The 26,591-nt window shown below is 40.5% G+C and carries 27 protein-coding genes and 1 riboswitch; of the genes, 10 read left to right on the forward strand and 17 right to left on the reverse strand.

What is annotated here, in order from left to right; translation table 11 throughout:
* Positions 1–6: 6 nt before the first annotated feature.
* Complete coding sequence (locus tag ABWV72_RS00290) at positions 7–1,365, reverse strand: TRAP transporter large permease (protein ID WP_342805270.1); 1,359 nt, start codon at positions 1,363–1,365, stop codon at positions 7–9.
* Positions 1,365–1,904 carry a TRAP transporter small permease subunit gene (locus ABWV72_RS00295; RefSeq protein ID WP_342805271.1) on the reverse strand — a complete coding sequence of 180 codons (540 nt, stop codon included), beginning with the start codon at positions 1,902–1,904 and terminating at the stop codon, positions 1,365–1,367. The genes ABWV72_RS00290 and ABWV72_RS00295 overlap by 1 nt, the downstream gene beginning before the upstream one ends.
* Before the next feature lie 113 nt (positions 1,905–2,017).
* Positions 2,018–2,170: riboswitch (cobalamin riboswitch) on the forward strand.
* Positions 2,171–2,297: 127 nt separating this feature from the next.
* On the opposite strand from ABWV72_RS00295, the gene ABWV72_RS00300 reads away from it, so the two are divergent.
* Genes ABWV72_RS00300 through ABWV72_RS00310 form a run of 3 tightly spaced genes read left to right on the forward strand, consistent with a single transcriptional unit; the run spans position 2,298 to position 5,069 of the window.
* Complete coding sequence (locus tag ABWV72_RS00300) at positions 2,298–3,137, forward strand: ABC transporter ATP-binding protein (protein ID WP_353368294.1); 840 nt, start codon at positions 2,298–2,300, stop codon at positions 3,135–3,137.
* Positions 3,130–4,158: a FecCD family ABC transporter permease gene (locus ABWV72_RS00305; RefSeq protein ID WP_303499165.1), complete on the forward strand. Its 1,029-nt coding sequence runs from the start codon at positions 3,130–3,132 to the stop codon at positions 4,156–4,158. Before ABWV72_RS00300 ends, ABWV72_RS00305 begins: the two co-directional genes overlap by 8 nt.
* A 2-nt stretch (positions 4,159–4,160) precedes the next feature.
* Complete coding sequence (locus tag ABWV72_RS00310; RefSeq protein ID WP_353368295.1) at positions 4,161–5,069, forward strand: cobalamin-binding protein; 909 nt, start codon at positions 4,161–4,163, stop codon at positions 5,067–5,069.
* A 67-nt stretch (positions 5,070–5,136) separates the two neighbouring features.
* Here ABWV72_RS00310 and ABWV72_RS00315 read toward each other — a convergent pair whose 3' ends face one another.
* Positions 5,137–5,460: a BolA family protein gene (locus ABWV72_RS00315; RefSeq protein ID WP_216048962.1), complete on the reverse strand. Its 324-nt coding sequence runs from the start codon at positions 5,458–5,460 to the stop codon at positions 5,137–5,139.
* 140 nt (positions 5,461–5,600) lie between these two features.
* Positions 5,601–6,221, reverse strand: a complete 621-nt coding sequence (locus ABWV72_RS00320; RefSeq protein WP_216049205.1) for an alpha-ketoglutarate-dependent dioxygenase AlkB family protein — start codon at positions 6,219–6,221, stop codon at positions 5,601–5,603.
* A gap of 24 nt (positions 6,222–6,245) precedes the next feature.
* On the opposite strand from ABWV72_RS00320, the gene ABWV72_RS00325 reads away from it, so the two are divergent.
* Together ABWV72_RS00325 and ABWV72_RS00330 are read left to right on the forward strand one after the other, a co-directional pair.
* A complete protein-coding gene (locus ABWV72_RS00325; RefSeq protein WP_353368296.1) occupies positions 6,246–7,385 on the forward strand; it encodes a methyltransferase in 1,140 nt (379 codons plus the stop codon).
* A 12-nt stretch (positions 7,386–7,397) separates the two neighbouring features.
* Positions 7,398–7,997: a peptidylprolyl isomerase gene (locus ABWV72_RS00330; RefSeq protein ID WP_216048964.1), complete on the forward strand. Its 600-nt coding sequence runs from the start codon at positions 7,398–7,400 to the stop codon at positions 7,995–7,997.
* Positions 7,998–8,020: 23 nt separating this feature from the next.
* Here ABWV72_RS00330 and ABWV72_RS00335 read toward each other — a convergent pair whose 3' ends face one another.
* The 4 genes from ABWV72_RS00335 to efp form a co-directional block, all read right to left on the reverse strand.
* Positions 8,021–8,539, reverse strand: coding sequence for a GNAT family N-acetyltransferase (locus ABWV72_RS00335; RefSeq protein WP_353368297.1), 519 nt, complete (start codon positions 8,537–8,539; stop codon positions 8,021–8,023).
* Positions 8,536–9,675 (reverse strand): GGDEF domain-containing protein, encoded by a 1,140-nt coding sequence (locus ABWV72_RS00340; RefSeq protein WP_353368298.1) that lies wholly within the window; start codon positions 9,673–9,675, stop codon positions 8,536–8,538. Before ABWV72_RS00340 ends, ABWV72_RS00335 begins: the two co-directional genes overlap by 4 nt.
* A 174-nt stretch (positions 9,676–9,849) precedes the next feature.
* Entirely contained in the window at positions 9,850–10,827 is a 978-nt protein-coding gene (epmA, locus tag ABWV72_RS00345; RefSeq protein ID WP_353368299.1) for an elongation factor P--(R)-beta-lysine ligase, read from the reverse strand.
* A 52-nt stretch (positions 10,828–10,879) separates the two neighbouring features.
* Positions 10,880–11,449 (reverse strand): elongation factor P, encoded by a 570-nt coding sequence (efp, locus tag ABWV72_RS00350; protein ID WP_216048968.1) that lies wholly within the window; start codon positions 11,447–11,449, stop codon positions 10,880–10,882.
* A 32-nt stretch (positions 11,450–11,481) separates the two neighbouring features.
* Here efp and epmB point away from each other — a divergent pair, with 32 nt between their 5' ends.
* Entirely contained in the window at positions 11,482–12,507 is a 1,026-nt protein-coding gene (gene epmB, locus ABWV72_RS00355; RefSeq protein WP_353368300.1) for an EF-P beta-lysylation protein EpmB, read from the forward strand.
* On the opposite strand, the gene ABWV72_RS00360 is transcribed toward epmB, so the two are convergent.
* Positions 12,508–12,696: a hypothetical protein gene (locus ABWV72_RS00360; RefSeq protein WP_216048970.1), complete on the reverse strand. Its 189-nt coding sequence runs from the start codon at positions 12,694–12,696 to the stop codon at positions 12,508–12,510.
* Between the two features lie 122 nt (positions 12,697–12,818).
* On the opposite strand from ABWV72_RS00360, the gene ABWV72_RS00365 reads away from it, so the two are divergent.
* A complete protein-coding gene (locus ABWV72_RS00365; RefSeq protein WP_216048971.1) occupies positions 12,819–13,148 on the forward strand; it encodes a hypothetical protein in 330 nt (109 codons plus the stop codon).
* A 190-nt stretch (positions 13,149–13,338) separates the two neighbouring features.
* A complete protein-coding gene (locus ABWV72_RS00370; RefSeq protein WP_353368301.1) occupies positions 13,339–13,674 on the forward strand; it encodes a hypothetical protein in 336 nt (111 codons plus the stop codon).
* Here ABWV72_RS00370 and ABWV72_RS00375 read toward each other — a convergent pair.
* The 7 genes from ABWV72_RS00375 to nudF form a co-directional block, all read right to left on the reverse strand.
* Entirely contained in the window at positions 13,669–14,988 is a 1,320-nt protein-coding gene (locus ABWV72_RS00375) for a hypothetical protein (RefSeq protein ID WP_353368302.1), read from the reverse strand. The two genes, ABWV72_RS00370 and ABWV72_RS00375, sit on opposite strands and share 6 nt — an antisense overlap.
* A 205-nt stretch (positions 14,989–15,193) precedes the next feature.
* Positions 15,194–15,703: a prepilin-type N-terminal cleavage/methylation domain-containing protein gene (locus tag ABWV72_RS00380; protein WP_342805285.1), complete on the reverse strand. Its 510-nt coding sequence runs from the start codon at positions 15,701–15,703 to the stop codon at positions 15,194–15,196.
* Positions 15,704–15,762: 59 nt separating this feature from the next.
* Entirely contained in the window at positions 15,763–17,652 is a 1,890-nt protein-coding gene (gene parE / locus ABWV72_RS00385; RefSeq protein ID WP_216048975.1) for a DNA topoisomerase IV subunit B, read from the reverse strand.
* A gap of 178 nt (positions 17,653–17,830) precedes the next feature.
* On the reverse strand, positions 17,831–18,406 hold the full coding sequence (locus tag ABWV72_RS00390; RefSeq protein WP_353368303.1) for a YqiA/YcfP family alpha/beta fold hydrolase: 576 nt from the start codon (positions 18,404–18,406) through the stop codon (positions 17,831–17,833).
* Positions 18,407–19,162: a metallophosphoesterase family protein gene (locus tag ABWV72_RS00395; RefSeq protein ID WP_353368304.1), complete on the reverse strand. Its 756-nt coding sequence runs from the start codon at positions 19,160–19,162 to the stop codon at positions 18,407–18,409.
* Between the two features lie 11 nt (positions 19,163–19,173).
* A complete protein-coding gene (locus tag ABWV72_RS00400) occupies positions 19,174–19,620 on the reverse strand; it encodes a DUF1249 domain-containing protein (protein WP_216048978.1) in 447 nt (148 codons plus the stop codon).
* Positions 19,607–20,233 carry an ADP-ribose diphosphatase gene (nudF, locus tag ABWV72_RS00405; protein WP_502902100.1) on the reverse strand — a complete coding sequence of 209 codons (627 nt, stop codon included), beginning with the start codon at positions 20,231–20,233 and terminating at the stop codon, positions 19,607–19,609. The genes ABWV72_RS00400 and nudF overlap by 14 nt, the downstream gene beginning before the upstream one ends.
* A 365-nt stretch (positions 20,234–20,598) precedes the next feature.
* Between nudF and tolC the strand changes: the two genes are divergently transcribed.
* Together tolC and ABWV72_RS00415 are read left to right on the forward strand one after the other, a co-directional pair.
* Positions 20,599–21,936 (forward strand): outer membrane channel protein TolC, encoded by a 1,338-nt coding sequence (gene tolC, locus ABWV72_RS00410; RefSeq protein ID WP_216048980.1) that lies wholly within the window; start codon positions 20,599–20,601, stop codon positions 21,934–21,936.
* A gap of 125 nt (positions 21,937–22,061) precedes the next feature.
* The gene (locus tag ABWV72_RS00415; protein WP_353368306.1) at positions 22,062–22,895 is read left to right on the forward strand and encodes an ion transporter; all 834 of its coding nucleotides are present in this window, start codon (positions 22,062–22,064) and stop codon (positions 22,893–22,895) included.
* Between the two features lie 711 nt (positions 22,896–23,606).
* On the opposite strand, the gene prsT is transcribed toward ABWV72_RS00415, so the two are convergent.
* Positions 23,607–26,348: an XrtA/PEP-CTERM system TPR-repeat protein PrsT gene (prsT, locus tag ABWV72_RS00420; RefSeq protein ID WP_353368307.1), complete on the reverse strand. Its 2,742-nt coding sequence runs from the start codon at positions 26,346–26,348 to the stop codon at positions 23,607–23,609.
* Between the last annotated feature and the right edge of the window lie 243 nt (positions 26,349–26,591).

A 26,591-nucleotide genomic window follows, 5' to 3' on the forward strand; every position in this document is an offset into this window, starting at 1 on the left:
TAGGGGTCACAAAATCGAAGGCAGCCACGTTACCAGATCCGGCCAAATAGCCAAGCCTATTAATAATAGTAATTGAATAATTATAAAGGGTATCACGCCTTTGTATATTTGAGTGGTCTGAACATTTGCTGGCGCTACACCTCGCAAGTAAAACAGAGCAAATCCGAAAGGCGGTGTCAGAAACGAAGTTTGCAAATTGACGGCAATCATAATACCGAGCCAGATTGGATCTACCCCCATAGCCAGTAGAACCGGCGCGACTATTGGCACTACAACAAAAGTAATTTCAATAAAATCAAGAATAAATCCGAGTAAAAAGATAACAACCATGACCAGTAAAACCGCACTAAAAGCACCACCGGGGAGCTGTTCAAAGAAGTGTTCAATCAACTCTTCACCACCAAAGCCCCGGAAAACCAATGAAAATATCGAAGCACCAATAAGAATCAAAAAGACCATCGCAGTGACACGAGTAGTACCCAACATCACTTCTTTCAATTTTTCTAAACTAAACTGTTTCTTGGCCAAACCCAGTACCAGAGCTCCAGCAGCTCCAACCCCAGCAGCTTCAGTGGGTGTTGCGAAGCCACCTAAAATAGACCCTAGCACCACAAATATTAAGATCAAAGGTGGCAATAAAGCGCCTGCAAGACTGACCTCAGCTTGTGTTTCTCGTTGTTCGTTTCGGACCGTTTTATCGATGTGTCTATTGGCAAACACCACCACGTATAGCAGGTACATCGCCACTAAAATCATACCGGGTACTAAGGCTCCAACAAACAAATCCCCTACCGATACAGACTCAGGTGAAAATATCCCCATATTAAGCTGTGCCTGTTGAAACGCACTAGATAACACATCACCTAACAAAACCAGCGCGATGGAAGGCGGTATAATCTGCCCTAATGTGCCTGTGGCACAAATTGCTCCGGTGGCAAATGAAGGAGAATATCCTTGTTTCAACATTGTCGGTAGTGACAACAGGCCCATAGTGACCACTGTAGCGCCTACAATACCGGTGCTCGCGGCCAGTAACATACCAACCAACACCACTGAAATTGCCAAACCGGAGTTCAACCGTCCAAATACTTGACCCATGGCAATTAATAAATTTTCAGCGACTTTGGATTTTTCTAACATGATCCCCATAAAAACAAACAGGGGCACGGCGATTAAAGTTTGATTTGTCACTATGCCATAAAGTCGGCTAGGTACAGCTTGCAAATAAGCGGTATCAAAAACACCAAATAATGCACCCACACCCGCAAAAATTAAAGCGGTTCCAGCTAACGTATATGCCACTGGATAACCCAGTAATAACGTGCAACAAACAACTAAGAACATGATCAGAGAGAGGTATTCCATTATTTATCCTCAGTAATCACGTTTTTAGGGTGATTTAAACAAACGCTGATATTGCGAATTAATTCTGAAATTCCCTGCAAAACCATGAGCGCGGCAAATAAAAGTATGAAGGTTTTGAGTAGAAACACCGCTGGTAAGCCACCAGCTGCTTGTGAGTCTTCCATAATATTCCAAGAAGATGCCACGTAATCCCAACAAATAATAAAAATAAATAAGTTAACCGGCAGCATAAAAAATAATGTACCAAAAGTATCTATTTTAGCTTTTTTAACAGTATCGAATCGACTGTAAAATATGTCGACTCTGACGTGCTCATTAACCCGCAACGTATGGGCACTACCTAACAAAAACACACAAGCGTGCAAATACATTACAGATTCTTGCATCGCAATCCAGCCAATATCGAAGCCATACCTTAATATCACGATAAGCAATGTGATTAACGCCATAAACAAAGTAAACCAGCTAACTAATTTGCATATATTATCGTTAATAACGTCAATGGTCCGCGATAGCGAAGCGGCGTTAAACATTCCCATATACCTGTCTTATTATTCTATTTGTACGATATTAAACGTTTTTTTAGCAAATAACGCTAGGGCACAAGGACAAAGATTGCTATATTTTGGCTATATAATAGATTCGGTTTTTCACTCCAAGTTACGCACAGGGTAGTTTTATTTCCTGCGCCCCAGTGAAAACAAAATGGGAATTTGGTGTAAATCCAAAACTGTACCCGCAACTGTAATTAATTGGCATTCTTGCCGATTGAGAGTCAGATACCAGCCTAATCTTTACTTATACCTTTTTTCTAGCGTGCGGGAATACACGATCGACTTGCATAATCATTTCGTTGCGATTTCCCTAAATACCAATAATTTTAAACATCGAATAGGTTGTTACATCGCTTAACATCACTTCGATAAAACAAAATGGAAAAGACTGTCACACCAATGCTCAAACTAAATAAGCTCAATTACTATATTGCTGATACGCAAATATTATCTGATATTGGGTTTCAGGTAGAAGAGGGAGCGCTAATTGCTGTGGTAGGGCCAAACGGTGCGGGTAAAACCACATTACTAAAATTAATTTCTGGTCAATATCCTTCTGAGCAACAGGTATTTTGGCACTCAAAAGCGCTCGAAAACCTTTCCGCAATTACCCGAGCTAAACAAATAGCAGTAGTGAATCAATTCAATGCTAGTGTTTTCAACCTAAACCTTGAACAAATAGTTAGTATGGGCTTACTTCCTCATCAATCTATATTTTCCAAGGTATCCTCAGAACAAAAAGCAAGGGTTACTGAAGCAATCGCACAGGTTGGTTTAAGGGAAAAAAGTCATCAACTATTTAGTTCGTTGTCGGGGGGAGAACAACAGCGAGGGCAAATTGCCAGAGCGTTAGTTCAAGGTGCAGGACTGTTTGTGTTAGATGAGCCGATAAACCACTTAGATGTGTATTATGAACATCAAATATTATCCTTATTGCGCAAAATAGCGAAACAAAACAAAGTCACTATAGTCATGAGCCTGCACGACTTAAATCACGCGGCCGATTACTGTGACAAAATCGCGCTTTTAGCTCAAGGTCAGTTATTAGCCTTTGGCTATCCTAAAGATGTGTTGACCCAACAGCGATTGCAGCAGGTTTTCAAAACCCCCTGTCAAATTATTGAAAAGCCAGGTGCGAATAAAATAAGAATCGAGTTTTATCCTCCTGATATTGATTTTGACGATTATGAGAAGAATAGAGGCTCAGTCGATGTCTAAGAGTAAATGGGGGATTCTTACCAGCCTCAGCTTACTGAGTATTTTCTGTGGATTGTTTTTTGGCGCAGCAGACCTTGATGTGCTCACCGTATTTCAATGTGTGCTAAATAATTGCCCAGCTAAGGTTGATGACGTTATATTTTGGCAAGTTCGACTACCTCGCGTGCTTGTTGGTTTTTTAGTTGGAGCAGGTTTAGCTGTCGCCGGGGCAACATTACAAAATGTCTATCGCAATCCATTGGCGGATCCCTATTTATTCGGAGTGGTTTCAGGAGCGGGGTTAGGAGCAAGTATTGCAACCCTACTATTCAATGGTAGCTTAGCTTCATACTCTTCAACTTTTGCTTTTCTAGCGCAAATCCCCTTTACTTATGCATTGCCTTTAGCTGCCTTTTTAGGGGCTTTTCTAGCTGTCACTATTGTTCAGATACTATCCCGTAAATTATTTGGAAATCGCACCGAGCATCTACTCTTAGCCGGTGTGGCCGTTTCGTTTATGCTAAGCGCTTTAAGTCATTTTTTATTATTCATGGCTGAGCCCTTTGCTGCCAATAAAGTCATTTTTTGGTTACTCGGAAGTTTAGCCAATGCACAAATGTGGTTCGTGTGGATTATGCTCCCCATCGTCACTATTAGTGTTGTTTTATTGTGGCTTTTCGGTCGTCACATAGACGCAATGTTGTTAGGTGATGAAAATGCGCAAACATTAGGAATTAAAGTAGACTCATTGCGTCTAATGGTTTTAGTCATTTGCGCAGCACTCACCTCATGCATAGTGGCCTATTGCGGCGGAATTGGTTTTGTTGGATTAATGATCCCGCATATTGTCCGAGGTTGGTTTGGGGTAACTAGCCGAAATTTAATAATTGGCTGTGTACTAGTTGGCGGTAGTTTTTTAATTTGGGTCGATGTTGTCGCCAGAGTGATAGTCGACAACCAAGAAATCCCCATTGGGATTATCACCTCCGCAATTGGCAGCCTATTTTTCTTATTTGCCCTACAAAAAAACCGAGGACGTTAAAGTTGTCTTTTCAAATCATCAAAGTCAGGTTTATTAATGGGCTCTTTGCCTTAGCCTGCGCCCTACTCTCTACTTCGATTTGTTTAGCGTCGCAAGGCACTGAGCAGTCATTACAAACGGATAAACAAAATTTAAAAATAATAGCCTTGGCACCACATATTGTAGAGCTGCTATTTGACATAGGTGCTGGCAAGCAAATAATAGCTACTGGTTCATATGCCGACTATCCAGAGCAAGCTAAAACACTGCCCAGAGTGGGTGATCATAGTCGTTTGCAAATCGAAAAAATATTGAAGTTGAAAGCCGATATCGTGATTGCTTGGAGAAGTGGAAACCCACTGGAAGATTTAGCCAGACTAGAACAGTTTGGCATTCCCGTTATTTATTCTGACCCCAAAAAATTAGAAGATGTCGCTAAAGAACTCCTCATGTTTGGCGAAATGACGGGTAGACAAACGGTAGCCCGGTTGCGAGCCGACACCTATGTAATGGGCTTGAAAAAATTGCGCGAGCAATATGCCAATCAAATTCCAATTTCAGTCTTTTTCGAAATATGGTCAGCGCCACTACAAACCATTGCGGGAAATGCATGGCCACAGCAACACTTAAATATTTGCGGCGCACAAAACATCTTTGCTGATTTATCGAATGACTACCCTTCCGTGTCGCTAGAGCAAGTAATTAGTAAAATGCCGCAGGTTATTATTCAACCTAAAGCAAATAAACAATTAGCAAGTAGACTTTATGATTGGCAGAAATTTGATTTTTTGCCGGCGGTAAAAAACGATTTTGTATTTCGCCCTGATGCAGACAGGCTATATCGAATGACGACACGAGTATTGGATGAAGTTCAGGTTATCTGTGAGCAGATTCAACTGGCTAGGAGATACTATCAACAGCAGCAAAGCTGAAGTAATCCATAATTTTAGAAAATGGAGCGCTCCTATAATTAAGAGACACTCCTTAAGTTATCTCAGATTAAGATGCCGCTTGTTTCGAGCCGCCTAAACAATTAGGTGAATCGGGGGAGTTACCGTACAAACTCTGCCACTCTTCACCAGTGTAAGTATGTAACGCCAAAGCGTGTATTTGCTCCGCAAGCTCTTCTTTAAGGACTGCGTTTACCGCTCTGTGGCGATTAATTAAACGCTTACCAGCAAATTCAGGCGTGACCAAAACCACTTTAAAGTGGGTTTCAGCGCCATTAGGTACATTGTGCATAAAGCTTTCGTTGATAACCTCCAAATGTGCTGGATTGAAATGCGACAGCAACTTCTTTTCAATATTATTTTGGATATTCATGATGTGGTCCCTCTGTGTGTCTAACTATAAATTTAGCCTGTTCGGGAAAAATTAAGAAACTATTTTTTCATGTTTTCGACTAAGTGATTGAGTCTGATAGATATAATTTCCGGTCGATGACTCGGCTATTCTTATAACGACTAAATTTGTTGAAATATCTTGCGAAATGTCAGATTTATGCGTCCTGCCATTAATTGACTGCGTTTAGGAAGGCTGTGTTGCCAAAATTGTTGGGTATTTCCAGCCATTATTAACAAACTGCCATTGTGCAGTGGAAATCTCACTTTCTGACCGCTTTGCATATGTTTAAAATCGAAATCACGAGTTTGACCTAAAGTTAATGAGGCAATAATCGGTTGTCTACCTAGTTCTATTTCGTTATCGGCATGCCAACCCATGCTGTCTTGCCCGTTGCGATACCAATTTGCCAAAACAGAATTGAAATGGGTTTCACAAACTTGCTCTAAAGTCTTTTTAAGCTGTTGCAACTCGCTGATCCAAGGATTAGGTTGCATACTCAAACCTGAATACTGATAAGTAGCCTCTTGATCTCCGTACCATGCCTGTAAACGCGGAATCGCCACCGTTCGTCCATAGATTTGAATTGAATCTTGTTGCCAAGCTAATTTAGTCTGTAATTTCTGATACAATTCAGTGGCAGTGTCCTGCTCCAAAAAATCTGCCTGATAATGCACATCTGCATCTTTCATCGGCATTTGAGTAAGGCCTGCTTGGTGGGATGAAAATAAATCCTGTTGCATATAACTCACGTGAATCCTGCTGAAATGAACACTAGCTTTAACTTTTTAGGAAAGTCCCTGCAATTATACCGCTATCCAAAGCGATTTACTCACCCTAGTTGGCAAGCATGGGATGCCGCAGACGAATTGATCCTCGATCATATTCAACAAAACCAAGACAATATCGATCAAACCAATATTGTTATCCTGAATGATGATTTTGGCGCGCTAAGCTGCTGGTTGCACTACGCCAACATTCACCATGTGAGTGATTCTCTAGTTTCCCAGATGGCATGTAAACAAAATATTAGTCTAAATAACTTAGACAATACCCAGATCACCTATATTGATAGTTTAGCGCAAATGCCGCAACAGCCAGACTGGGTAATCATCAAAATACCCAAAACGCTAGCGCTGCTAGAACATCAGTTAATTCAGTTACAAAGCGTGGTTTCAGCAAATACTAAAATAGTGGCTGCAGCTAAAGCTAAGATGATACAAAAATCGACCTTATCACTGTTTGAAAAGTACCTCGGAAAAACTCATACATCCTTAGCTAAGAAAAAGGCTCGCTTAGTCTTTTGTGAACCTAATCTTGGATTACAGCAAAAGCCGTCACCCTATCCTACTGTTTGGAAAATGGACCAAGAACCTTTTACCATTAACAATCATGCAAATGTGTTTGCTCGTCAACAAATTGATATTGGCGCTCGTTTATTAATTGATAATTTACCGGATTGTACAGCTAAAACCGTAGTTGATTTGGGTTGTGGAAACGGCGTTTTAGGCTTATGCATATTAAAACGATATGACAATGCAGAAGTCATTTTTATAGATGAATCATACATGGCTGTCGCATCAGCTAAACTCAATGTGCAAAATAACTTGCCGACACAGATGCACCGAGCACGTTTTATCGTTAGCAACTGCCTTGAACAATTGGAAAATCAAACACAAATTGATATGGTAATTTGTAATCCACCGTTTCATCAACTGAATACCATTACTGATCACATTGCGACCCAAATGTTTGAAGAGGCGCACTTAAAACTCAAAAAGGGTGGTGAGTTACGGATAATCGGCAATAGGCATTTAGAATATCCGCAAAAATTAAAGCGCTTATTTGGTGGCTATAATGTTATTTCAAGTGACAAAAAATTTAGTATTTTATCTTCGTTGAAGTAGAGAGTAATTATCATGAAAAACTGTTTGTTAACGCTGACATTCATCTTAGTCACGTTTTTATCCCACGCAAAACCCAAAGACGATGGTTCACAAATTCAACCTGATAATTATTACCCAAGAGTGATGATGCATACGACCATGGGCGACTTTGTCGTTGAGCTTGATAGATCTAGAGCCCCCATCACAGTGAACAATTTTTTACGCTACGTGGATAAACGCAGCTTTGAAGGGACTATCTTTCACAGAGTCATCGCCGACTTTGTTGTGCAAGGTGGAGGTTATGATAAAGACTTCAAAGATTTGTCCAAGTTTCCAGATATTTATAACGAAGCTGGAAACGGTCTAAAAAATCAAACCTATACCATAGCTATGGCGCGTTCGAATGATCCTCACTCGGCAAATCGTCAATTTTATTTTAATCTCAGTGACAATGAGAGCTTAGATCCTGGTAGGAAGTGGGGGTATGCCGTATTTGGTTATGTCACTGAAGGCACAGATATTTTAGATGCTATTTCTCAGGTAGAAACCCAATATGACGCCATTATAGGTTGGGCCGATGTACCAATAGAACCGGTAATATTAAACAAAGTGACAATTTTACCACCACTGTAGTTATTCAAATTTAGAGTTAAGCGCTATTTTGAATAGGTAAACAGCATAGTGTCTTCTGCTTGGTGTTGAACGATCTTGGTGTACTTAAAACCCAAGCGTTCAATTAGATTGATTGACTGTGTATTTTCTGCTGAAATCATAGCGTGCACGGTTTTTAAGCCTAAGCGTTTACAATCGGCTTGTAATACACCGTTACAAGCTTCTAGTGTCAAGCCTCTGCGCCTAAACGCGGGCAAAATTGCATAGCCAATGTTAGGGTGGTCTAGGAAGGGTCTTTTTAACATACCGCAAATTCCCATAGGCCGGTTTTTTCGATTATCACAGAATACGTACAAACCGTAGCCATTTTGCTGATAAGACACAAAAGGGCCATTTTCAATGAATTCGCGGGCATCGGCTTGATTGTGAATGTTGCGGTCACCGATGTGCCGAATCCAATCTGGGTCATTCACTAATTCTAAAATAAAGAAAGCTTCTGCTAAAGTGACTTTGCGTATATTTAAACGTTCAGTCTGCGCAACTAGGGTACCTTTACAATTCATAAATTAGTCATTTCATTGGTTTGCGAGAAAACACTACGGACTTTATTTTTACCGGCTTTTTTAGCTAAATACAGTGCTTTGTCGGCTTTTTCCAGCAAGGCGACAACACTCTCCCCCTGCATAGCCGTAAGACCTACACTGATTGAAATATTACACTCTAATATTTGGTTATTTATCGATCGCACTTCGTTACGCATTCTATCTGCAATTTGCAACGCATTGTTTGGGTTAGTTTCTATCAAGATAACCAAAAATTCGTCGCCCCCCATTCTTCCTACATAATCAACATCACGGACGTGTTTTTTGATGCTTCTTGAGATATCTATAAGTATCTGGTCACCAAAAACATGACCAAACCCATCATTAATTTGTTTAAAGTTATCCACATCAATCATTAACAGAGACAACGGATGATCAAAACGTTCACTTCTGGCCATTTCCCTTTTTAGCGCGCTATCAATGGCTCTGCGATTAAGCAATTTAGTCAGATGATCCTGTTGAGTAAGGGTGCGTAATTGCCGGTTTGTACTGCTTAATTTAGAAATCTCTTCAAAGCTTTTCAATCTACTTTTTTCAATTAAATGAGCTACTGCAAAACACACTAGCGTACTGCTAAAACCGAGACTTATATCGAACCAAATATCACGGCTTAGACTAGATACAAGCAATCCGATAATAAGCCCTAGAAAGGCAAAACCGAGAATGCTCAACAAATAACTTAGGTGCCCTTGCAGCGAAAAGCACAGTAGCATCATGATAACAATAAAGGGCGCTATGCCATGTCCATCATTGACACTCAGTAGCGACCAGAAAACACCTACACTGGCAAAAAACACAGTAAACAGAATTTCAATGGCGTTGACAAATGATGACAACCTAGGGAGTGCTTTTAACTTGCGTAACATCAAAACATTACACGCTGCGAAAACAAAAGAAACCATATATAACAGGGTATATGGCATGTTGGCGGCAAAGAGCATATCACCACCAAGGCGAAGGTGATTTAATAATTGAATACCGAAAACCACAGATGCCAAACAAGAAAAGTAAATGGCATACTGAATGTTATTGGAATTACTGTGAACCAAATAATCTGCCAGAAAAGCAGGTTTTGGTTTGGGAAAAAGTCGTGACATCAATCCACTCGTAAAATCGAAACCTATGTGTACTTCATTTTATTGGAGAACAAACAAAGCAATACTTGTTAGTGCGTCGATTAAAAATCCATCACTTCTAGTTTAACAAAAATTGGATGGCATACCACGTATTTTGTCGATCCAAACCACTAAATATAAGTTCAGATTCCTGAATCAGGCGTTATTAATGGAAAAACTCATTACCTGTTCAATATTATTGAGCTCACACGCAAGCATAATTAGCCTATCAACTCCCAGCGCGACGCCTGAACAATCAGGTAAACCACTTTCCATAGCAGCCATAAAGTGCGGGTCTAAAGAAATCTTTCCTAATCCATTTTGTATACGAGCTTGATTGTCCCGTTCAAATCGTGTTTGTTGCTCCTTCACATCGGCCAGTTCATGGTAGCCATTGGCAAGTTCTAATCCTTTGAAATAAATTTCAAAACGCTCAGCAACTCGTGGATCATCTTTATTCAACCGCGCTAATGCAGCTTGTGATGCGGGAAACTGGGTTAATGCCACAGGTCTTAAACATCCAATTTTAGGTTCGACAACTTGGCTACAAAGCAGTTGCAACAACACATCTTTCGAATTCTCTACTTGGGCGATATTAGCAAAGCCAAAATATTCTGCTTTGCGTTTTAACTCCGCTAAACTGCAGGTCAAGGGATCGATATCACAGTATGTAAGAAACGCCTGCTGATAGCTTAACCTGTCAAGTGGTTCTGTTTTGAGTACGAGTTGTAATAGCGCATCGACTTCGTCGATTAACTGCAAATGGTTAAAACCCACTCGATACCACTCTAACATGGTAAATTCTGGATTATGCTGCTTGCCAGCCTCTTCATTGCGGAAAGATTTACACAATTGAAATATACAGCCGCTACCTGCACACAAAAGTCGTTTCATGGCAAATTCTGGGGATGTCTGCAAAAATAAATTTGCGGGTTCTGGGTTCAGAGGGCTATTGAATTGAGTGTTAAATGCGTGCAAATGTATATCAGTGACACCGGCGTGGGCTAACGCAGGCGTTTCCACCTCTAATACATCACGTTGTGCAAAAAATTGGCGGATCTGAGCGTTAATCTCAGCCCGTTTTTTCAAAGTTTGAATAGACGCGGTTGGTCGCCAGTTAACTGATGAATTCATAAAAACCAGATAAATTGCGAGCCCAATTGAGATTGGGCTCTAGAAAGGTAGACTACTTTTGAGCCCGTGAAACGTATTCACCGCTGCGAGTGTCAACTTTTATCACTTCGCCAGTTTGTACAAACAAAGGTACCCTAACGACTGCACCGGTGACCAAAGTGGCTGGTTTACCACCTGTACCTGCAGTATCACCTTTCAAACCAGGATCAGTTTCTGTGATCTCTAGTTCAACGAAGTTTGGAGGCGTAACAACAATTGGGCTACCATTCCACAAGGTGATTGTGCAATTGTCGTTCTCGACTAGCCATTTCACATTTTCACCAACTGCTTTTTCGTCAGCGGCAATCTGTTCGAAAGTTTCGTTGTTCATAAAATGATAGAATTCGCCATCGTTATACAAATACGTAAGTTCCGTGTCCATTACGTCTGCACCTTCGACGCTATCACCGGATCTGAATGTTTTTTCTAACACTTTACCGGAAATAAGTTTACGAATTTTAACGCGGTTAAAGGCCTGACCTTTACCTGGTTTAACATATTCGTTCTCAAGAACGTTGCAAGGTTCGCCGTCGAGCATTATCTTTAAGCCCGCTTTGAATTCATTTGTGCTGTAATTAGCCATAAATCCTCTAAATTAATCGATTGAGTACTCGTTTGGCGCTGATAATACCTAAAAAATCCATCTCTGTAGAGAGTAACTGGCAAAAAGAACTGGCAACTAGTTTTAATGATCCGCAAAAACTGCTGGAATATCTTGATATTCCAGTGGAAAAACAGATCGAAAATATTAAGGCTAGATCACTTTTTCCCATGCGTGTCCCACAACACTTTGCTCGTTTAATGAGCAAAGGAGATCCCCAAGATCCGTTGTTTAAGCAGGTCTTCCCATTATATGAGGAATTCCTTGAAGACCCCAGATACACTGTGGATCCGTTGCAAGAGCAAGAAACGCCACAGCAAGGGATACTACACAAATATCAAACCAGAGCTCTGCTGATGGTGCGTGGTGGCTGTGCAGTCAATTGTCGTTATTGTTTTCGCCGGCATTTTCCATATCAGCAAAATAGTTTAAATAAACAAGGATGGTTGGAAGCCTTGGATTATATTGCGCAAGATTCAAAATTAAATGAAATTATATACTCCGGTGGTGATCCGTTAATGGCTAAAGATGACTTTTTGGCTTGGCTTACCAATCAAATTGAACAAATTCCCCATATTACACGACTAAGATTACACACACGCTTACCCGTGGTGATTCCCAATAGAATAGACTCTCAATTGACCAGTTGGATTTCACAGTCTCGTTTAAAAGTAATTATGGTACTGCATGTTAACCATGCTAATGAAATAGACTCAAATTTGATTGCAAAATTAAATATACTCCGGGAAAAACAGGTAACACTGCTGAATCAATCCGTTTTGCTCGCAGGGGTGAATGACACTGCGGAGAGTCAAATAGGGTTAAGTGAACGCCTATTTGAAGCAGGGGTGATGCCCTATTATCTGCACATGCTAGATAAAGTAAAAGGTGCTTCGCATTTTGATGTGAGCGAAAATCAGGCAAGGGAAATCATGGCTGAAATGATAAAGCGCTTGCCAGGATTTCTTGTCCCAAAACTCGTTAGAGAAATTGGCGGACAACCTGGCAAGACACCTCTAGACTTACATCTTCATCCTTAATTAGGCGAATGTATTTACGTTCGACCCAAGTGCAGGATTTGAAGAAACTTTTGGTACGTCAGCCGCTGATTCCAACAACTGAAGCGTCGCCTGGCCTTGTGTCTCTTGATTTGATTTCGCGAGTTGCAAGGCTTTTGTTTCAAGGGACGCACCGGTAGTTCCAGATGTATTTACACCCTGAAGTTCCATACCAATTACCTCATTGCTTGTAGCAATTTAAAAAAACAGGCAAAATTACCCGTCCACGGTCGTTATCGGCCCACAAAAAACTTCCTTGAGTATTTTTTTTCACTTTATTGAGATCATTTTTCATGTCCGCACAATCGAACAGTACACTTCGCCCGTTATTTGAAAAATTAACCGAAAATATGCAGCTCATTTATCGTAAGTCGATAGATGCAGATGAAGCATTATCTAAATTGCAACAATCTGGAAAAGGCAAGTTTAATCATATCTTTGCTGAAGATGCCGGCTTTGCAGTTCAAAGCAAACGTTTCATGCCCTACGTTAAAGAACTCGCCGCTGAGGTAGCCAGCTTGGAAACCGCGGATCAAGCGCAATTTGAAAGTTCGCTGCCTGAGATTGTCAAAAAAATGGAATTATTATTGAGCACCTTGAGCCAATTAAAAACCACCTTGTAAGTGCTGGTTATTCCCATAGCTTAATAATCACCGAGCCCCCTATCAAAATGGCGTAACTGACAACCAACAAGATAGGTTGTTTTTTGAGCAAATTAGACCATAATTAATAAAGGGATCTCTCACCAATAAAAAGCAAATTAAATAAACTGAGCATAAATGTTTTGCATGTTTAATATTTGGAGGTATGAGTATGGAAATTACAGCAGGTAACAGCCTGAATAATCTATCTAAATCTCTTTCTAGTGCTGCTAACGGTAGAGAGTCTAGTGTGAATGCATTTGGCATTGGGAATGCCAACAAACCTGAAGTTGAACTGTCAGCTCAGGCTCGGATTTTACAACAAAACGAGCAAACACAAAATGAACGAAACCAAAATGCCCAAATGAACAGTCAAAGTAACCAAACCGAGGCACTTTCTGGTACTGAATTTATTCGCGTTTCCAGTAGCGTTGGTTCAGCTGCTCGCAATAATCTGACTACCGAAAAAGCCACAGAAGTCTACCGCTCTATTCAAGATCTTCTATAGCAGGTTATTACTGTCACTTTCTTTGATAGTAAGATCTTGGTACAGGGGAAGATTTTCGATCTGCCGGTTAATACTGCGCACAACCTCCTTGTATTCCTCACTTTCGACATTGCCATATTGCCGGCTGAAAACGTCCTTACTCAATCCCTCGGGTAAGTTATCAATGATAGGGAAGAACTGATCTTCACTTTGGACTTGTGCCAAAGCATCTTGCAATGCTTCCGCATATAGGGGATCTATCGCCATAACTGCCAACTTAATACCGGCCAAATCAGCGGCTAAATCTGCAAAACTAAAACCAGATCCACCTTCAGCTCGATCCATCAGTTCCTTAAACTCTCCCACAGCATTACTTATCCCCTGCTGAGATAAAATCTTAATCGCTGCGGAAATCACAAAGTGCTGCGTTAAATCACTGCGACCGCGCAGTAGCGGACGATAGTAAGGCATAACCACCTTATTTTGGTATGGCTGCACCTTACCAATAAAATTGGCCATTCGATGATGCCCAACGTAAATCGCTAACGCCAACAATGCCGCCTCATTTTCAAGTACAGCTGATGAGTTAATTGTTTTAGACTTCACTTTCTTAAACAACGGGTTAATAAAATCAGCTAACGGCAAGCCCCCCCTATGTTGTGAGAAACTTAGGGCATCTAAAAAGGCCAAATAATAAGTGACTCTTTGTTTAAGCTCCTCATTATCGGTGCCAGATAGTCCATTCCTTATTTCGTTTAGGCTAACCAGAAATTCATGTATTGGAATTAATTTAATTTGTACACCCGCATTAGATGTTTTTACTTCAGAGACTTGTTTTAGGGCCAAATTTCCCAAGTCGCTTTCAGTTCGCCAATTGACGATATAGGTCATCACTGAGAGCGCCCATTTACCCGAAATAGGTAAGTCACCGAGTTTGATATTATCGACCTTAATACCGGCCGAAGAGATTAAATCACCTTCTAAATTCACATAGGCTGAGAACCAATTAATTGGAATTTTATAGCTGAATTTAGCACTGAGTTTTTCTTCAGTTGTGGTAATTTCACCTGAGAACTCGGGGATTGCTCGTTGTAAAAATCCGACTATGCTATTCATTTGCGGATTGGAAATGATTATGGTCTGCGGAATATAACGTTTTCGAGTTACTTGTCGTGCCTGGGAAAGCAATAAATTTATGGTGTCTGCATCATCAACTTGAGCCGTAGCATCCACCACTACTAATGGTTTTGTTTCAATAATCAACACGATTAATAAAAGCGTGACGACCAACAAACTGATTAATGCGAGTTTAAATAATTTAAATACTTTAGACATTAAAATTAGTCCAGACAATTTGTCACGACAAACGGCTTAAAAAACACAGTTATTGCACTAACTCAGCATCATTTAATGGCTAGTAAATAACATTTTCCAGGTCACAAAATGCCTTGGTAACTCGATTAAACTACCCGTTATTACTTAATTGTTATGGGATAAAGCACTACACTGCAACAACGATGTCGAAACAGCAGCAACTAGTTTAACAGTCTATATCGACTACTTCGACCGTGCAATTTGGTTCGGCGAATGAATCATAGATCACATAACATCCCTGATCAGTAGGTACGCCTGAACTTGGCACATCGTAACCAATTAACGCATATTGATTATCGGTGCGTCTGAGTAAATTCTCATCGGACGAAATTTCCATAAATTCGAAGAAATCAACGGCATCGCCTAACTCAGATTCAGCCTCCGGACAAAGATTACCGAAATAGAGTTCGGTCTCTGCGAACCCAAAATCAACGATCAGTTCAGACTGACCCGTACCTGGATTTGTGCTAGTTGTCGTAAGCCCTTTTATTCTAGCCTTGTGTTGAACTAGGCTAACAGTCGAACGAATGTTGCCTGCAATACCATTCAAAACAGAAATTTTCGCATCACTAGAAATATCAATAAATCTTGGCGCTGCGACTACTGTCAAAATGCCTAAAATAACTATTACTATAATTAACTCAATGAGTGTAAACCCGCGTTGTTTAGAAACCACACATTCCCCTTTATCGATTTATTATTATTATTTTTAAATTATGTTTGATGACAACACAACTAAACCTCAGCCATATTGCCTTTAGATTCCAACCATACCTTCCGATCTGGCGCGCGCTTTTTAGAAAGCAACATATCCATTAGCTCCATCATTTGACCAGCATCGCCTTCAGTAAGTTGGACTAAACGACGAGTATTGGGGTCCATTGTTGTTTCTCTAAGTTGCATAGGGTTCATTTCACCCAGCCCCTTAAATCGTTGCACATTAACCTTACCGCGTTTCTTTTCAGCCTCGATACGGTCCAATATCCCCTGCTTCTCACCTTCATCGAGGGCGTAATAAACTTCTTTACCCACATCTATCCTAAACAACGGCGGCATTGCAACATACACGTGCCCGCGATTAACTAGCGTTCTAAAGTGACGCACAAATAATGCGCACAGTAGTGTTGCAATATGCAATCCATCGGAGTCTGCGTCGGCAAGTATGCAAATTTTGCCGTAACGTAGTCCACTTAAATCTTCTGAGTCTGGATCTATGCCTAAAGCAACCGAAATGTCGTGGATCTCTTGGGATGCCAGCACTTGTGAAGAATCAACTTCCCAGCTATTTAATATTTTCCCGCGCAGCGGCATGATAGCTTGGAAAACCCGATCTCGAGCCTGCTTAGCTGAACCACCAGCGGAATCACCTTCCACTAAAAACAATTCTGAGCGCTCAATATCTTGGTTGGTACAGTCGGTTAACTTACCCGGTAACGCTGGCCCTTGAGTGACCTTTTTACGAGCGACCTTTTTACTTTGACGTAAACGACGTTGGGCATTGTTAATACACATATCAGCCAGCAATTCAGCCACGTCAGTATGTTGATTCAGCCACAAGCTAAAGGCATCTTTAACCACCCCTGAAACAAAGGCTGCGGCTTGCCGTGAGGACAATCGCTCTTTAGTTTGTCCAGCAAATTGCGGGTCCTGCATTTTTGTTGACAAGATATACGCACATCTATCCCAGATATCTTCTGGTGATAATTTCACACCACGAGGCAATAAGTTTCGGTATTCACAAAACTCTCGCATGGATTCAAGCAGCCCCTGTCGCAGTCCGTTTACGTGAGTACCTCCTTGCGCTGTTGGAATCAAGTTCACGTAACTTTCAGTCACTAACTCGCCACCTTCTGGCAACCACATCACCGCCCAATCTGCGGCTTCATGATTACCTGCCAGTTTACCTACGAAAGGTGCATCTTCAGGTAATGAGATATATTCACTGACTGACTGGTATAAATAGTCCCGTAAGCCGTCCTCATAATGCCATTCATGGCTTTCTTTACTGATTTTATTGTCGAACTTAATTTTAAGGCCTGGGCATAAAACCGCTTTGGCACGCAAGATATGCAATAACTTGGTAACTGAAAATTTAGCGGAATCAAAATACACTGGATCAGGCCAGAACTTTAGGCCAGTTCCCGTATTACGTTTACCACAGGTATCCACTATTTTGAGATCTTCGACCTTTTCGCCATTTTCGAACGCCATGCTGTAAACATTACCGTCTCGTCGAATCACTACCTCTACACGGGTAGATAATGCGTTCACAACCGATATTCCCACACCATGCAAACCACCAGAGAACTGATAGTTCTTGTTGGAAAATTTGCCACCGGCATGCAATTTAGTCATGATCAGCTCGACACCTGAAATCCCTTCTTCAGGGTGAATATCCACCGGCATACCACGACCATCATCAACCACTTCCACTGATTGGTCTTCAAACAAAGTGACTTTGATATTACTGGCGAATCCAGCCAAGGCCTCATCGACACTATTATCGATAACTTCCTGACTAAGGTGGTTAGGGCGAGTGGTGTCCGTATACATCCCCGGACGACGTTTAACTGGATCTAATCCGTTAAGGACTTCAATTGCATCAGAATTATATTGGTTTGACATGCTTTTTATTCGATTTTTGTTGCCAAAAGGAGGTGATTGGTCACACCTGTACTGCTACTGATGTTACCAACTCAAGATGCACTGAGCAATCAACATATTGTGTTTTTCTTTAGGCAAAAATAACATTCAATTTTTCCTCCCAATAAGACAAAGAAAGACTAGGGGCAGATGAATTAAGTTATGTCAGCAAAAATTCAAATATTTCTGGCAAATGATCGCCGTAGTTTTGGAAACTATGATCGCCTCCCTGTTCAATGGTCAGGCGACTATTCGCATATTTTTGTTCTGCTTGACGATAATCTAAGGTTTCATCATTAGTTTGCAATAGTGCCCAATACGCCTGCGGATTCTTTAATTCAGTTGTGTTTAAATCAACAAGCTGCTGAATATGCGGTTCTTGTAAGGTAAATTCTTGAGCAGTGTAGGGATTGATATGAGTGCCTAAAAATCCCTTCAATAACTCAAAGGGGCGCACCGCAGGATTGATCAGCACGGCTTTGCCACCAAACATTTCAACCAAATGAGTGGACATAAACCCGCCCATAGAACTGCCAATAAAACCTAGCTTTTTACCTTCATATTTGCGTGCCAAGGCTTCCAACATTTGAGCTGCATCTAGCGGATAGTTGGGTACTTGCGGTACTTCCATTGTCAATTCTGGATGGTGTTGACGCACATAAGCTAGAGTTTGTTGAGCTTTAACAGATTGCGGCGAACTCATAAAACCGTGAATATAAATTAGTACATTTTCCATTTAACCTAATTGCTCCTGTTGCAAGCGGATAGTTTGATTATCGAAAGTCCCATCGTTATGCAATTGATAAACCTTGAAACCCGGCATTTCCTCGCTTAATGCAAAATCAGCCATATTCGCAAATTGCCAACAAGTAGACGGACTAGATTGAAAACAACAGCCATGCAGATTTTGTTGTATATCATTATGAATGTGTCCGTATGCGACTAACTTCACTTGCGGCAGTTGCTTTATTTGATGAACAAATTGGTGACGGTTGAGCCATTCATGTTTATCCATCCAACCACCACACTCAATCGGGTGATGGTGACAAACAATCATATGAAAATCGTCAGGGTGATTCTGCAACTTATTTAACAAATTTTGTAAATCTGCAGCACCAACCTGTCCCAAAGTCCCTTGATGACGAGTGTCTAAACCATGAATAAACCAGTTGTCTTGTCGCCAAGGTTGCCCCTTTGCTAAATCGAATTGGCCTAACAGGCTATCAAATAAGCCAGATTGATCGTGGTTACCAGCAATAACCTTTAGGTTGTGGGATAGGTTAAACTGTTCCATCAAATCCAAAAAGTGCAGGTAACTTTGCTCGCTATCGTCACCTGAAATGTCACCGGTTACTATTATCCCGTCGGGATTGAGTTGCTCAACCCGTAACAACAATAACTTGAGGGTTTGGTAGGGATTAATATTATTGTAGCCAGATTTGTTTTTGTCTTTAAACAAATGGCAATCACTTAGTTGGACTATCTTTGCCATGATAATTTACGCTAAATCTCTGAAGAGCCTATTGATTCAGCGTGACGCAAACAAAACGATAACCATTCAGCAAGAAATCGGTTGGTCATTTCTTTTTCGTTGGGCTGGTGCATATTAGTATTGGGGTAGGCATAGCTGGGTTTGAGTGAGCCAATGTGTTGCGCACTGAGTACTTCCGCTACATTGGCGTCATGATATAGTCGAATCTGCATCACTGGACGTAAAAAAGCAGGCACGCCATCCGCCAGCTGGGCTAACTCAACAGTACTGGTATAACGACTACTATCAATAATTTTTACGCGATAATACAAACCATCGTTAATTTCAAAAGTATAACTTAGTGTCACAGTGTCACAGTCAGGTAACAAACGCAGCAAACGCGCATAATTAGCCTCACACACCGCCAGCAATGACGGTAGGTTTGGAACATATTTGCGTTGTCGACTAAGTGTTTTCATACCAAGTATTACGTACTTTTTGTTCGTTAATAAGAAACCATTGTAACGCGATAAGCGTAGCAGCGTTATCGATTTTCCCTTCGTTTAGCCAATCAATTGCTTCTAACTTAGTCGCGCGACGTACCAAAATATCTTCACTTTCATGATCGAGTCCGTGTACACCATGGGCAGTTGACGCGTCCACTTCACCTACATAAATATGAATCCGCTCTGTGGTCCCACCGGGGCTTGAAAGGTAACTCAATGCTTTGTGTAGACGTTTTATGGTAACACCCGCTTCTTCGAAAGCTTCACGACGACATACCTCTTCGATGGCTTCATCTTTCTCAATCATGCCAGCAACAATCTCAATCAACCACGGCGATTCACTAGTGGCATAAGCCCCAATACGAAATTGTTCGATAAAAACAAATTCATCTAGAATTGGGTCAAACAATAAGACAGCAACGGCATGTCCTCGCTCTAACACTTCACGCTTAACTGAACTACTCCACCCGCCATCAAATAAACGATGGCTAAATTGATAATCGATCAGTTTGAAAAAGCCACTATAAAGTGGTGCAGTTTTAGTTAGTTTTACATCGTTTTTAGTAAACGTTGGAAAAGGCTTCAATTTATTCATCCCCAAATTTAATACAGATCTGCTAATTTATCAGTTCAATTACCTTGATATACAACCTATCCCATAGCCTAATAGCATTATTAATTTCGCCGCTGCTTTGCTTCCCGAGAAAGTACCAATATTTTGCACAAAACATTGGGGAAAATACGCGAGCTTGCTTAGCAAAGTACAAAAGCGAAGTAAAATGGCAACAGAGCATAGGTTCTAGCTAACATATTCTGTTACACTTCAAGGGATACTGTTACCACTTATCGATTTCGGTTAACGCTTGATTTACTTACACTTTGAATCGAAATAAAAATAATCGAATAAACTAGCATCATGCAATACACTACGGAACATAAATAGGAAAGCAAATGAAAAAATCAATTCTGTCTCTGCTTATTGGCTTTAGCGTGGCCACTCAAGCCTATGCAGATGATCTTTATCAGGTGTATCAACGCGCACTGGAACAAGATCCCACGATCAATAAAGCGAAAGCTGATCGCGACGCAGCCTTTGAAGGCATATCAATCAGTCGGGCGAACTTATTGCCTCAAGTTTCTGGTGTTATTAGTTATAGTAAAAGTTCTCAGGAATCACTTAATTATTCAAACGACAGTTCGTCGCCATCAATAATTACCACTGACACAACCAATTTGGGTTGGGATATCAACCTTTCGTTGTCGGTATATGACCATAAGAATTGGGTTGGTCTAAATCGAGCAGAAAAAATTGCTCAGCAAAGTGACACCACTTTTGCATTGGCCAAACAAGAGCTTATTGTTAGAACCACGATTGCCTATTTGGCAGTACTTCGTGCCAAAGATGGCTTAGAATTTGTGCAAGCAGAAAAGCGCGCGATTGAACGTCAGTTAGAACAAACTAAACAACGCTTTGAAGTTGGATTAACTGCAATTACTGATGTGCATGAAGCTCAAGCTAATTTCGATAATACGGTTGCACAAGAAATTGTGGCTGAAAATTTAGTTGAACTTAGATTAGAAGAATTGCGAGAAATCACTGGTAAGTATCACGATAACTTGTCGGTACTCAATACTGAAAGCTTTTCAGCTTCAAGACCCATTCCAGAGCGAGTAGATGGCTGGCTTTCCATCGCCGAAGAAAAGAATCTGGATTTAATGGTGAGTAAATTGGCAACTGAAATAGCCAAAGATGACATTAAACACGCTCGAGCTGGCCATTATCCAACAGTTAGCCTCACGGCCTCAATTGGCAGTGATGATACCGAAGTTCTTGGTATTGACTTACCGGCACGAGACAATGATTCGATTGGCCTAAGCTTAAATGTGCCTATTTACTCAGGTGGCAGTGTGAGCTCGCAAACGGCCCAAGCAAAATACAATTTCATTGCAGCCAGTGAAAATTTAGAGTTGACCCATCGTTCGACTGTTCGCTCTATTCGCAGTTCTTATAATGATGTAGTGGCAGCAACGTCAACGATTCGCGCTTTTGAACAAGCGGTTATTTCAGCACAAAGTGCGCTCCAAGCCACTGAAGCAGGATTTGACGTAGGTACGCGCACCATAGTTGATGTGCTTAACAGCACTCGTAACCTGTTTGATGCGCGTCGGAATCTTGCCAGCGCACGTTATGATTTTATCTCCGCAGTTATGACCTTGAAACGTTCTGCAGGTAACCTAACAGAACAAGACTTAGAAGATATTAACCGAGGGTTAAGACCCGCTTCTTAACCCCATTAACGTGCAAAAAATCCGTTACCGGCTTTGCCGCTAGCGGATTTTTTATGTTCACCTTGTCATGCTGTTTGATAATATATCGGCGCTTTGTTTAACTCTTTCTTTGGACTCCAACTGACATGAATGCGTCTGCAATAAAAGCTAAATTTATAAAGATTCGGTCTAACAAAATTTTCGAACTTGTGGTTATTTCGGTAATTATTTTTTCGGCCTTACTAGTTGGCGCGAAAACTTATGAAATGTCACCGACTCTAATATCGGTCACCACCTTTTTGGATTGGTTTATTACCTTTTTCTTTTTCGCTGAAATAACCATTCGTTTTTTTGCGGAACCTCGTAAACGAGACTTTTTTAAAAGTCTTTGGAATATATTTGACACCTTAATTGTATTGGTAAGTATTATTCCTGCAGACAACACCGACATGGCAATAATAGCCCGTTTGGTTAGGGTTTTTAGGGTGCTCAGAATGGTTTCTATTATTCCTGAACTGCGCCTACTGTTAACATCATTGGTCAAAGCCATGCCCCAACTCGGCTATGTCATGTTATTAATGTTTATAATCTTTTATATTTATGGAGCAATTGGAAGCACCTTATTTGAAGAAATTAACCCTGTGCTATGGGGTGATATTACAATTTCCATGTTAACTCTATTTAGGGTCATGACGTTTGAAGATTGGACTGACGTGATGTATGAAACCATGGAGGTTTATCCACTTAGCTGGATATTTTATTTAACCTTCATATTTTTAAGTGCCTTTGCTTTCCTAAACATGGTGATTGGTATTGTGGTTAATGTCATGGAACAGGAAAACCAAAAAGCACGAAATGATAAGATGTTGGAGTTAGGCGAACCTACAATTACTGACTTATCCAAACAATTAAATGACATTCACGAGCAGATTCAACAACTTAATAAAAACAATCAACAAAAAATATCTGTAAAATCATAAGGTAACTGAACATCACCAATCCGTTGTGTTGGCAAAAGGCGCAGAGTGCAGCCAGCGGATTGGTCAACTTCCCCCACGAATGTAAACATTTATGCTCACTGCTTTGTTAATTTATTCATCTCAAATGAGAGTAAAGCCGCTCTAATTGCACTATAAAGGTATAGCGTCAAAAAATTATTGACGTTTGGACGTTTTTTAAGGGATAAAGCGTCAAAAGTATAGCTAACCATAACTATTAGGTAAATTAAATAACCGTAAAGACAGTAAAAGTTGTATTATTCAATTTTTAAAAGCTGGCATTGTTTTCGCTTAGTAATAATAAAAGCAGCGAAACCAAAATGATAGCTAACAATGATTGTACCAGTGGCCGAAATTAATTTGACCACGGTTAAAATCTCAAATGGAATAAAATTATGCGTATTAAAAGAGTCTCAGAACCATTTAAGCACTTGGCTGGTAAGTCTTTTAAGTTAGTTTGTATAGATTTGAATAAGGAAAGTTCAAACCAAAAACCCACAGTGCCATTGAACAATGTGGTGAATTTTCCTATTTCCCAAAAGTGTAAGAATTTCAAAAAGGATTAGAACTTTTTCCTAACCTTCTGAACCGACATAAAAATGGGAGCATTCGCTCCCATTTTTATGTCTCAATTTGCTAATTTCAATTTACCAAGCGCACAGCCACTTCATTGAGGTGAGCATGTTGCACTCATTAAATTCCATACTGGGTTTTTAGGCTTTTGACTCGTGCGATGGTATTTTCATCCGTAAAAGTACGCTCCACAAGCTTTCTTCTCGCTAAGCTGTTGTTACCACTTGCCAGTAATACTTCTACATAATTAAGATAGATCTCGTTATTCTCCATCGAATCATTTATCACACGGTCATAATATTTTAAGGCTTCCTCATACTTTTCCTGTTTCATCAAAGCTTGCGCCAAGGTGTCCACCGCATCAGGGTTGTTAGGATGTTGTTCAACCGCCTGCTTCGCATATTTTTCGGCTTCTTTTAAACGTCCATTTTGCGCATACAAATAAGCCAAGTTATTCAGTACAACAAAGTTATTTGGGTTTAACTCTAAGGTTTTCTCATAAGTGGCGATGGCTTTTTCTTCATCACCGCTTATTTGACGTTCTGCAACCATCATTTTCACCGCAATATCATTGGGATACTTTTCAGCATGTTTTTGCAGCAGCGCGAGCGCTTGAGATTTTTGATCAAGTCGTTCTAGATTCACCGCAAGCAACACTGCATTTCGACTATTGGGTATTGCTTCATATACGGCTTCAGAATTAACCAGAGCATCGGCATATTCTTGGTCGGACATTTGAATGCGGGCTTTGAAGCCTTTGACTACAGGCAATTGTTGAGTGGCTTCTGGTAACTTTGCAAGCGCGGCCTTAGCTTCTTCAAACTGTCTGGACATAACTAAGAAATGTGTTCTCAACACCTCTACACTTAAATCATCACGAGCTTCAAGAAAACGACTGCTTAGTTTGGCACCTTCGGCGAAATCTCCTTTGGCATCAAGCAATAGCATTTTACCTAAGTTGGCATCTCTACTATTTGGATAACTGGCAAGCCATTTATCATAATGTTGATTGGCATCTGCTATACCGCCAATTCCAAGCAAAGCTTTACCTTTTAAATTCCAAAAAGATGAAGGTATAGAATCATTCTCAGGGATACTCTCAAGGGTTGTTAAAACCTGATTCCAATCTTGTTCAGTTAAATACATTCGAGCTACTACCAGCTTCAAGTCTGTATTTTGCGGTTCATTTTGTAGAGCTGTTAACGCCGGCTGCATACCTTTGGCACTTTCTTTCAATTGACGATGAGAAAGGTAATAGGATGCTAAAGCGGGTATAAAGCTTGGTTTCTTAGATAAAATAGCCAGTAATTTTTCATGCCCGGAATCACGATTACCTTTGGCTATGTCTAAGTTGGCAATAGCTAGCTTTATCAAACCATTTTCAGGATCTAGCGCTTCGGCCTTCTTATACATAGCCAATGCACTATCAAAATCACTTTGCTTAATCGCCAGTTCTCCGGCAAGCATATAGGCTTTAAAGTCTTCTGGATTAGAGGCAATCCATTCGTCAGCAAGTTCTTGTGCCTTATCGAATTGTCGAGTTGCAAGGTACGCATTTGCTAAGGTTGCTCTTGTTACATCCATATCTGGACTTTGTTCAAGCGCATTTTCTAAGTCTATGATGCCGCTGACATCATTTAATGAGAGTCTTAATACGCCCAATCTAGTTAGGTCTTCCGCAGAACGGCTTATCTCTGCTGAGCGTGCAACGACTTCTTTGGCATCGATTAGATTGCCAGCACGAATTAACTCGTATCCGGCTTTGGAAAACAGCTTAGCATCTTGCTCGGTCACTTCACTGAACATTTCCAATACATTGCTCGCATCTTCAGATAACCCCAACTCCAATTGACTGGCCGCCAACATTTTTAGCGCTGGATGGTTAGCTGGCAAAGAACTGGCAATATAAGACAAGTGAGTATTCGCCGCTTCATAGTCTTTGAGCACGTATGCCGCATGCCCTGCAATCAATCTCAAAACTGGGTCACCGCGACCACTTTGAATTGCTTTTTCAGCATATTTTTGCGCGTTTTCATGCTCGTTTTTGGCTGCACTGACGACGCTTTTCAATTGATTAAGTAAGGCATTATCTTGGTTGATCGCTAATAATTGATCAATGTATGGTTCTGCTTGGGTAATTTTTCCGTTATCAACTAAAAGTTTTGCTAAGACAAATACAATCTGTGTATCTTCTGGATATAACGCTAAGTACTTTTCATATACCTCGGCTGCTTTATCAGCCTGTTGAGTACGCAAATACAATTGACCTTGCAACTTAAGTACATCGGCATTTTCAGGATACTTTTGCGCCAACGAATCGGTTTTATTTATCGCTTCGTCGATATTTTGATTTAACACTAAACCAAAGACTTCAACTAATCCGCTATAAACAGTATCAGCGTTAATGGTACTAAGTTGTTCTAATAATAATTTCGCATCTGCTTCTTTTCCTAATTGGGCCAGCGACTGCAATTTAAAGAAGCCCACTTCTATCTCTTGCTCAGGTGTCATCCCTGCTTCTGAGTGGTCAATTTCACTCAATTCTGCATAAGCACCGGAATTTTGATAGGCCTGAGATAATAAAGGAATGACGTCTGAAGCAGGTTGACCATATTCTAATGCTCGATTTAGTTCTTTTTCTGCACTTTCATATTGTTTTTGTCTTAAGTACACTTTTCCAAGTTCGAAACGCGCTTTAGGATTTTTAGGGTCAGCTTGAACGGCACTTTTCAGTTCAATAACTGCAGAATTAAATTTATTCTGTTCAACGAATTCTTGCGCGGACGTTAAGTGTTCCTCACTTGTTTTTTGAGTGCATCCTAGAATGAGGCTAACGCTAAATGCTATTAGTAATGTTCTCATATTGTTAACTCTTCCTTAATGTCGAATTAGCTCTATGCTACAAGGCTTGTTATTTTTTTAACAGTAAGTTTTGTTTAAAAACGCCTAGACTAACACTGATTTTATTAAAATTATGCCTCTTATGTTAATTCACCGTTAACTACCAGTTAAAAAACCAAAAAATATCACCTGAAATGAGACCTTTGTTGGCTTAAAATAAGGTTATCTAATATACTACGCCTTTAAACAATACCGGCCTTTAGG

This window comes from Aliiglaciecola sp. NS0011-25, from assembly GCF_040370605.1.
GTDB classification, from domain to species: domain Bacteria; phylum Pseudomonadota; class Gammaproteobacteria; order Enterobacterales; family Alteromonadaceae; genus Aliiglaciecola; species Aliiglaciecola lipolytica_A.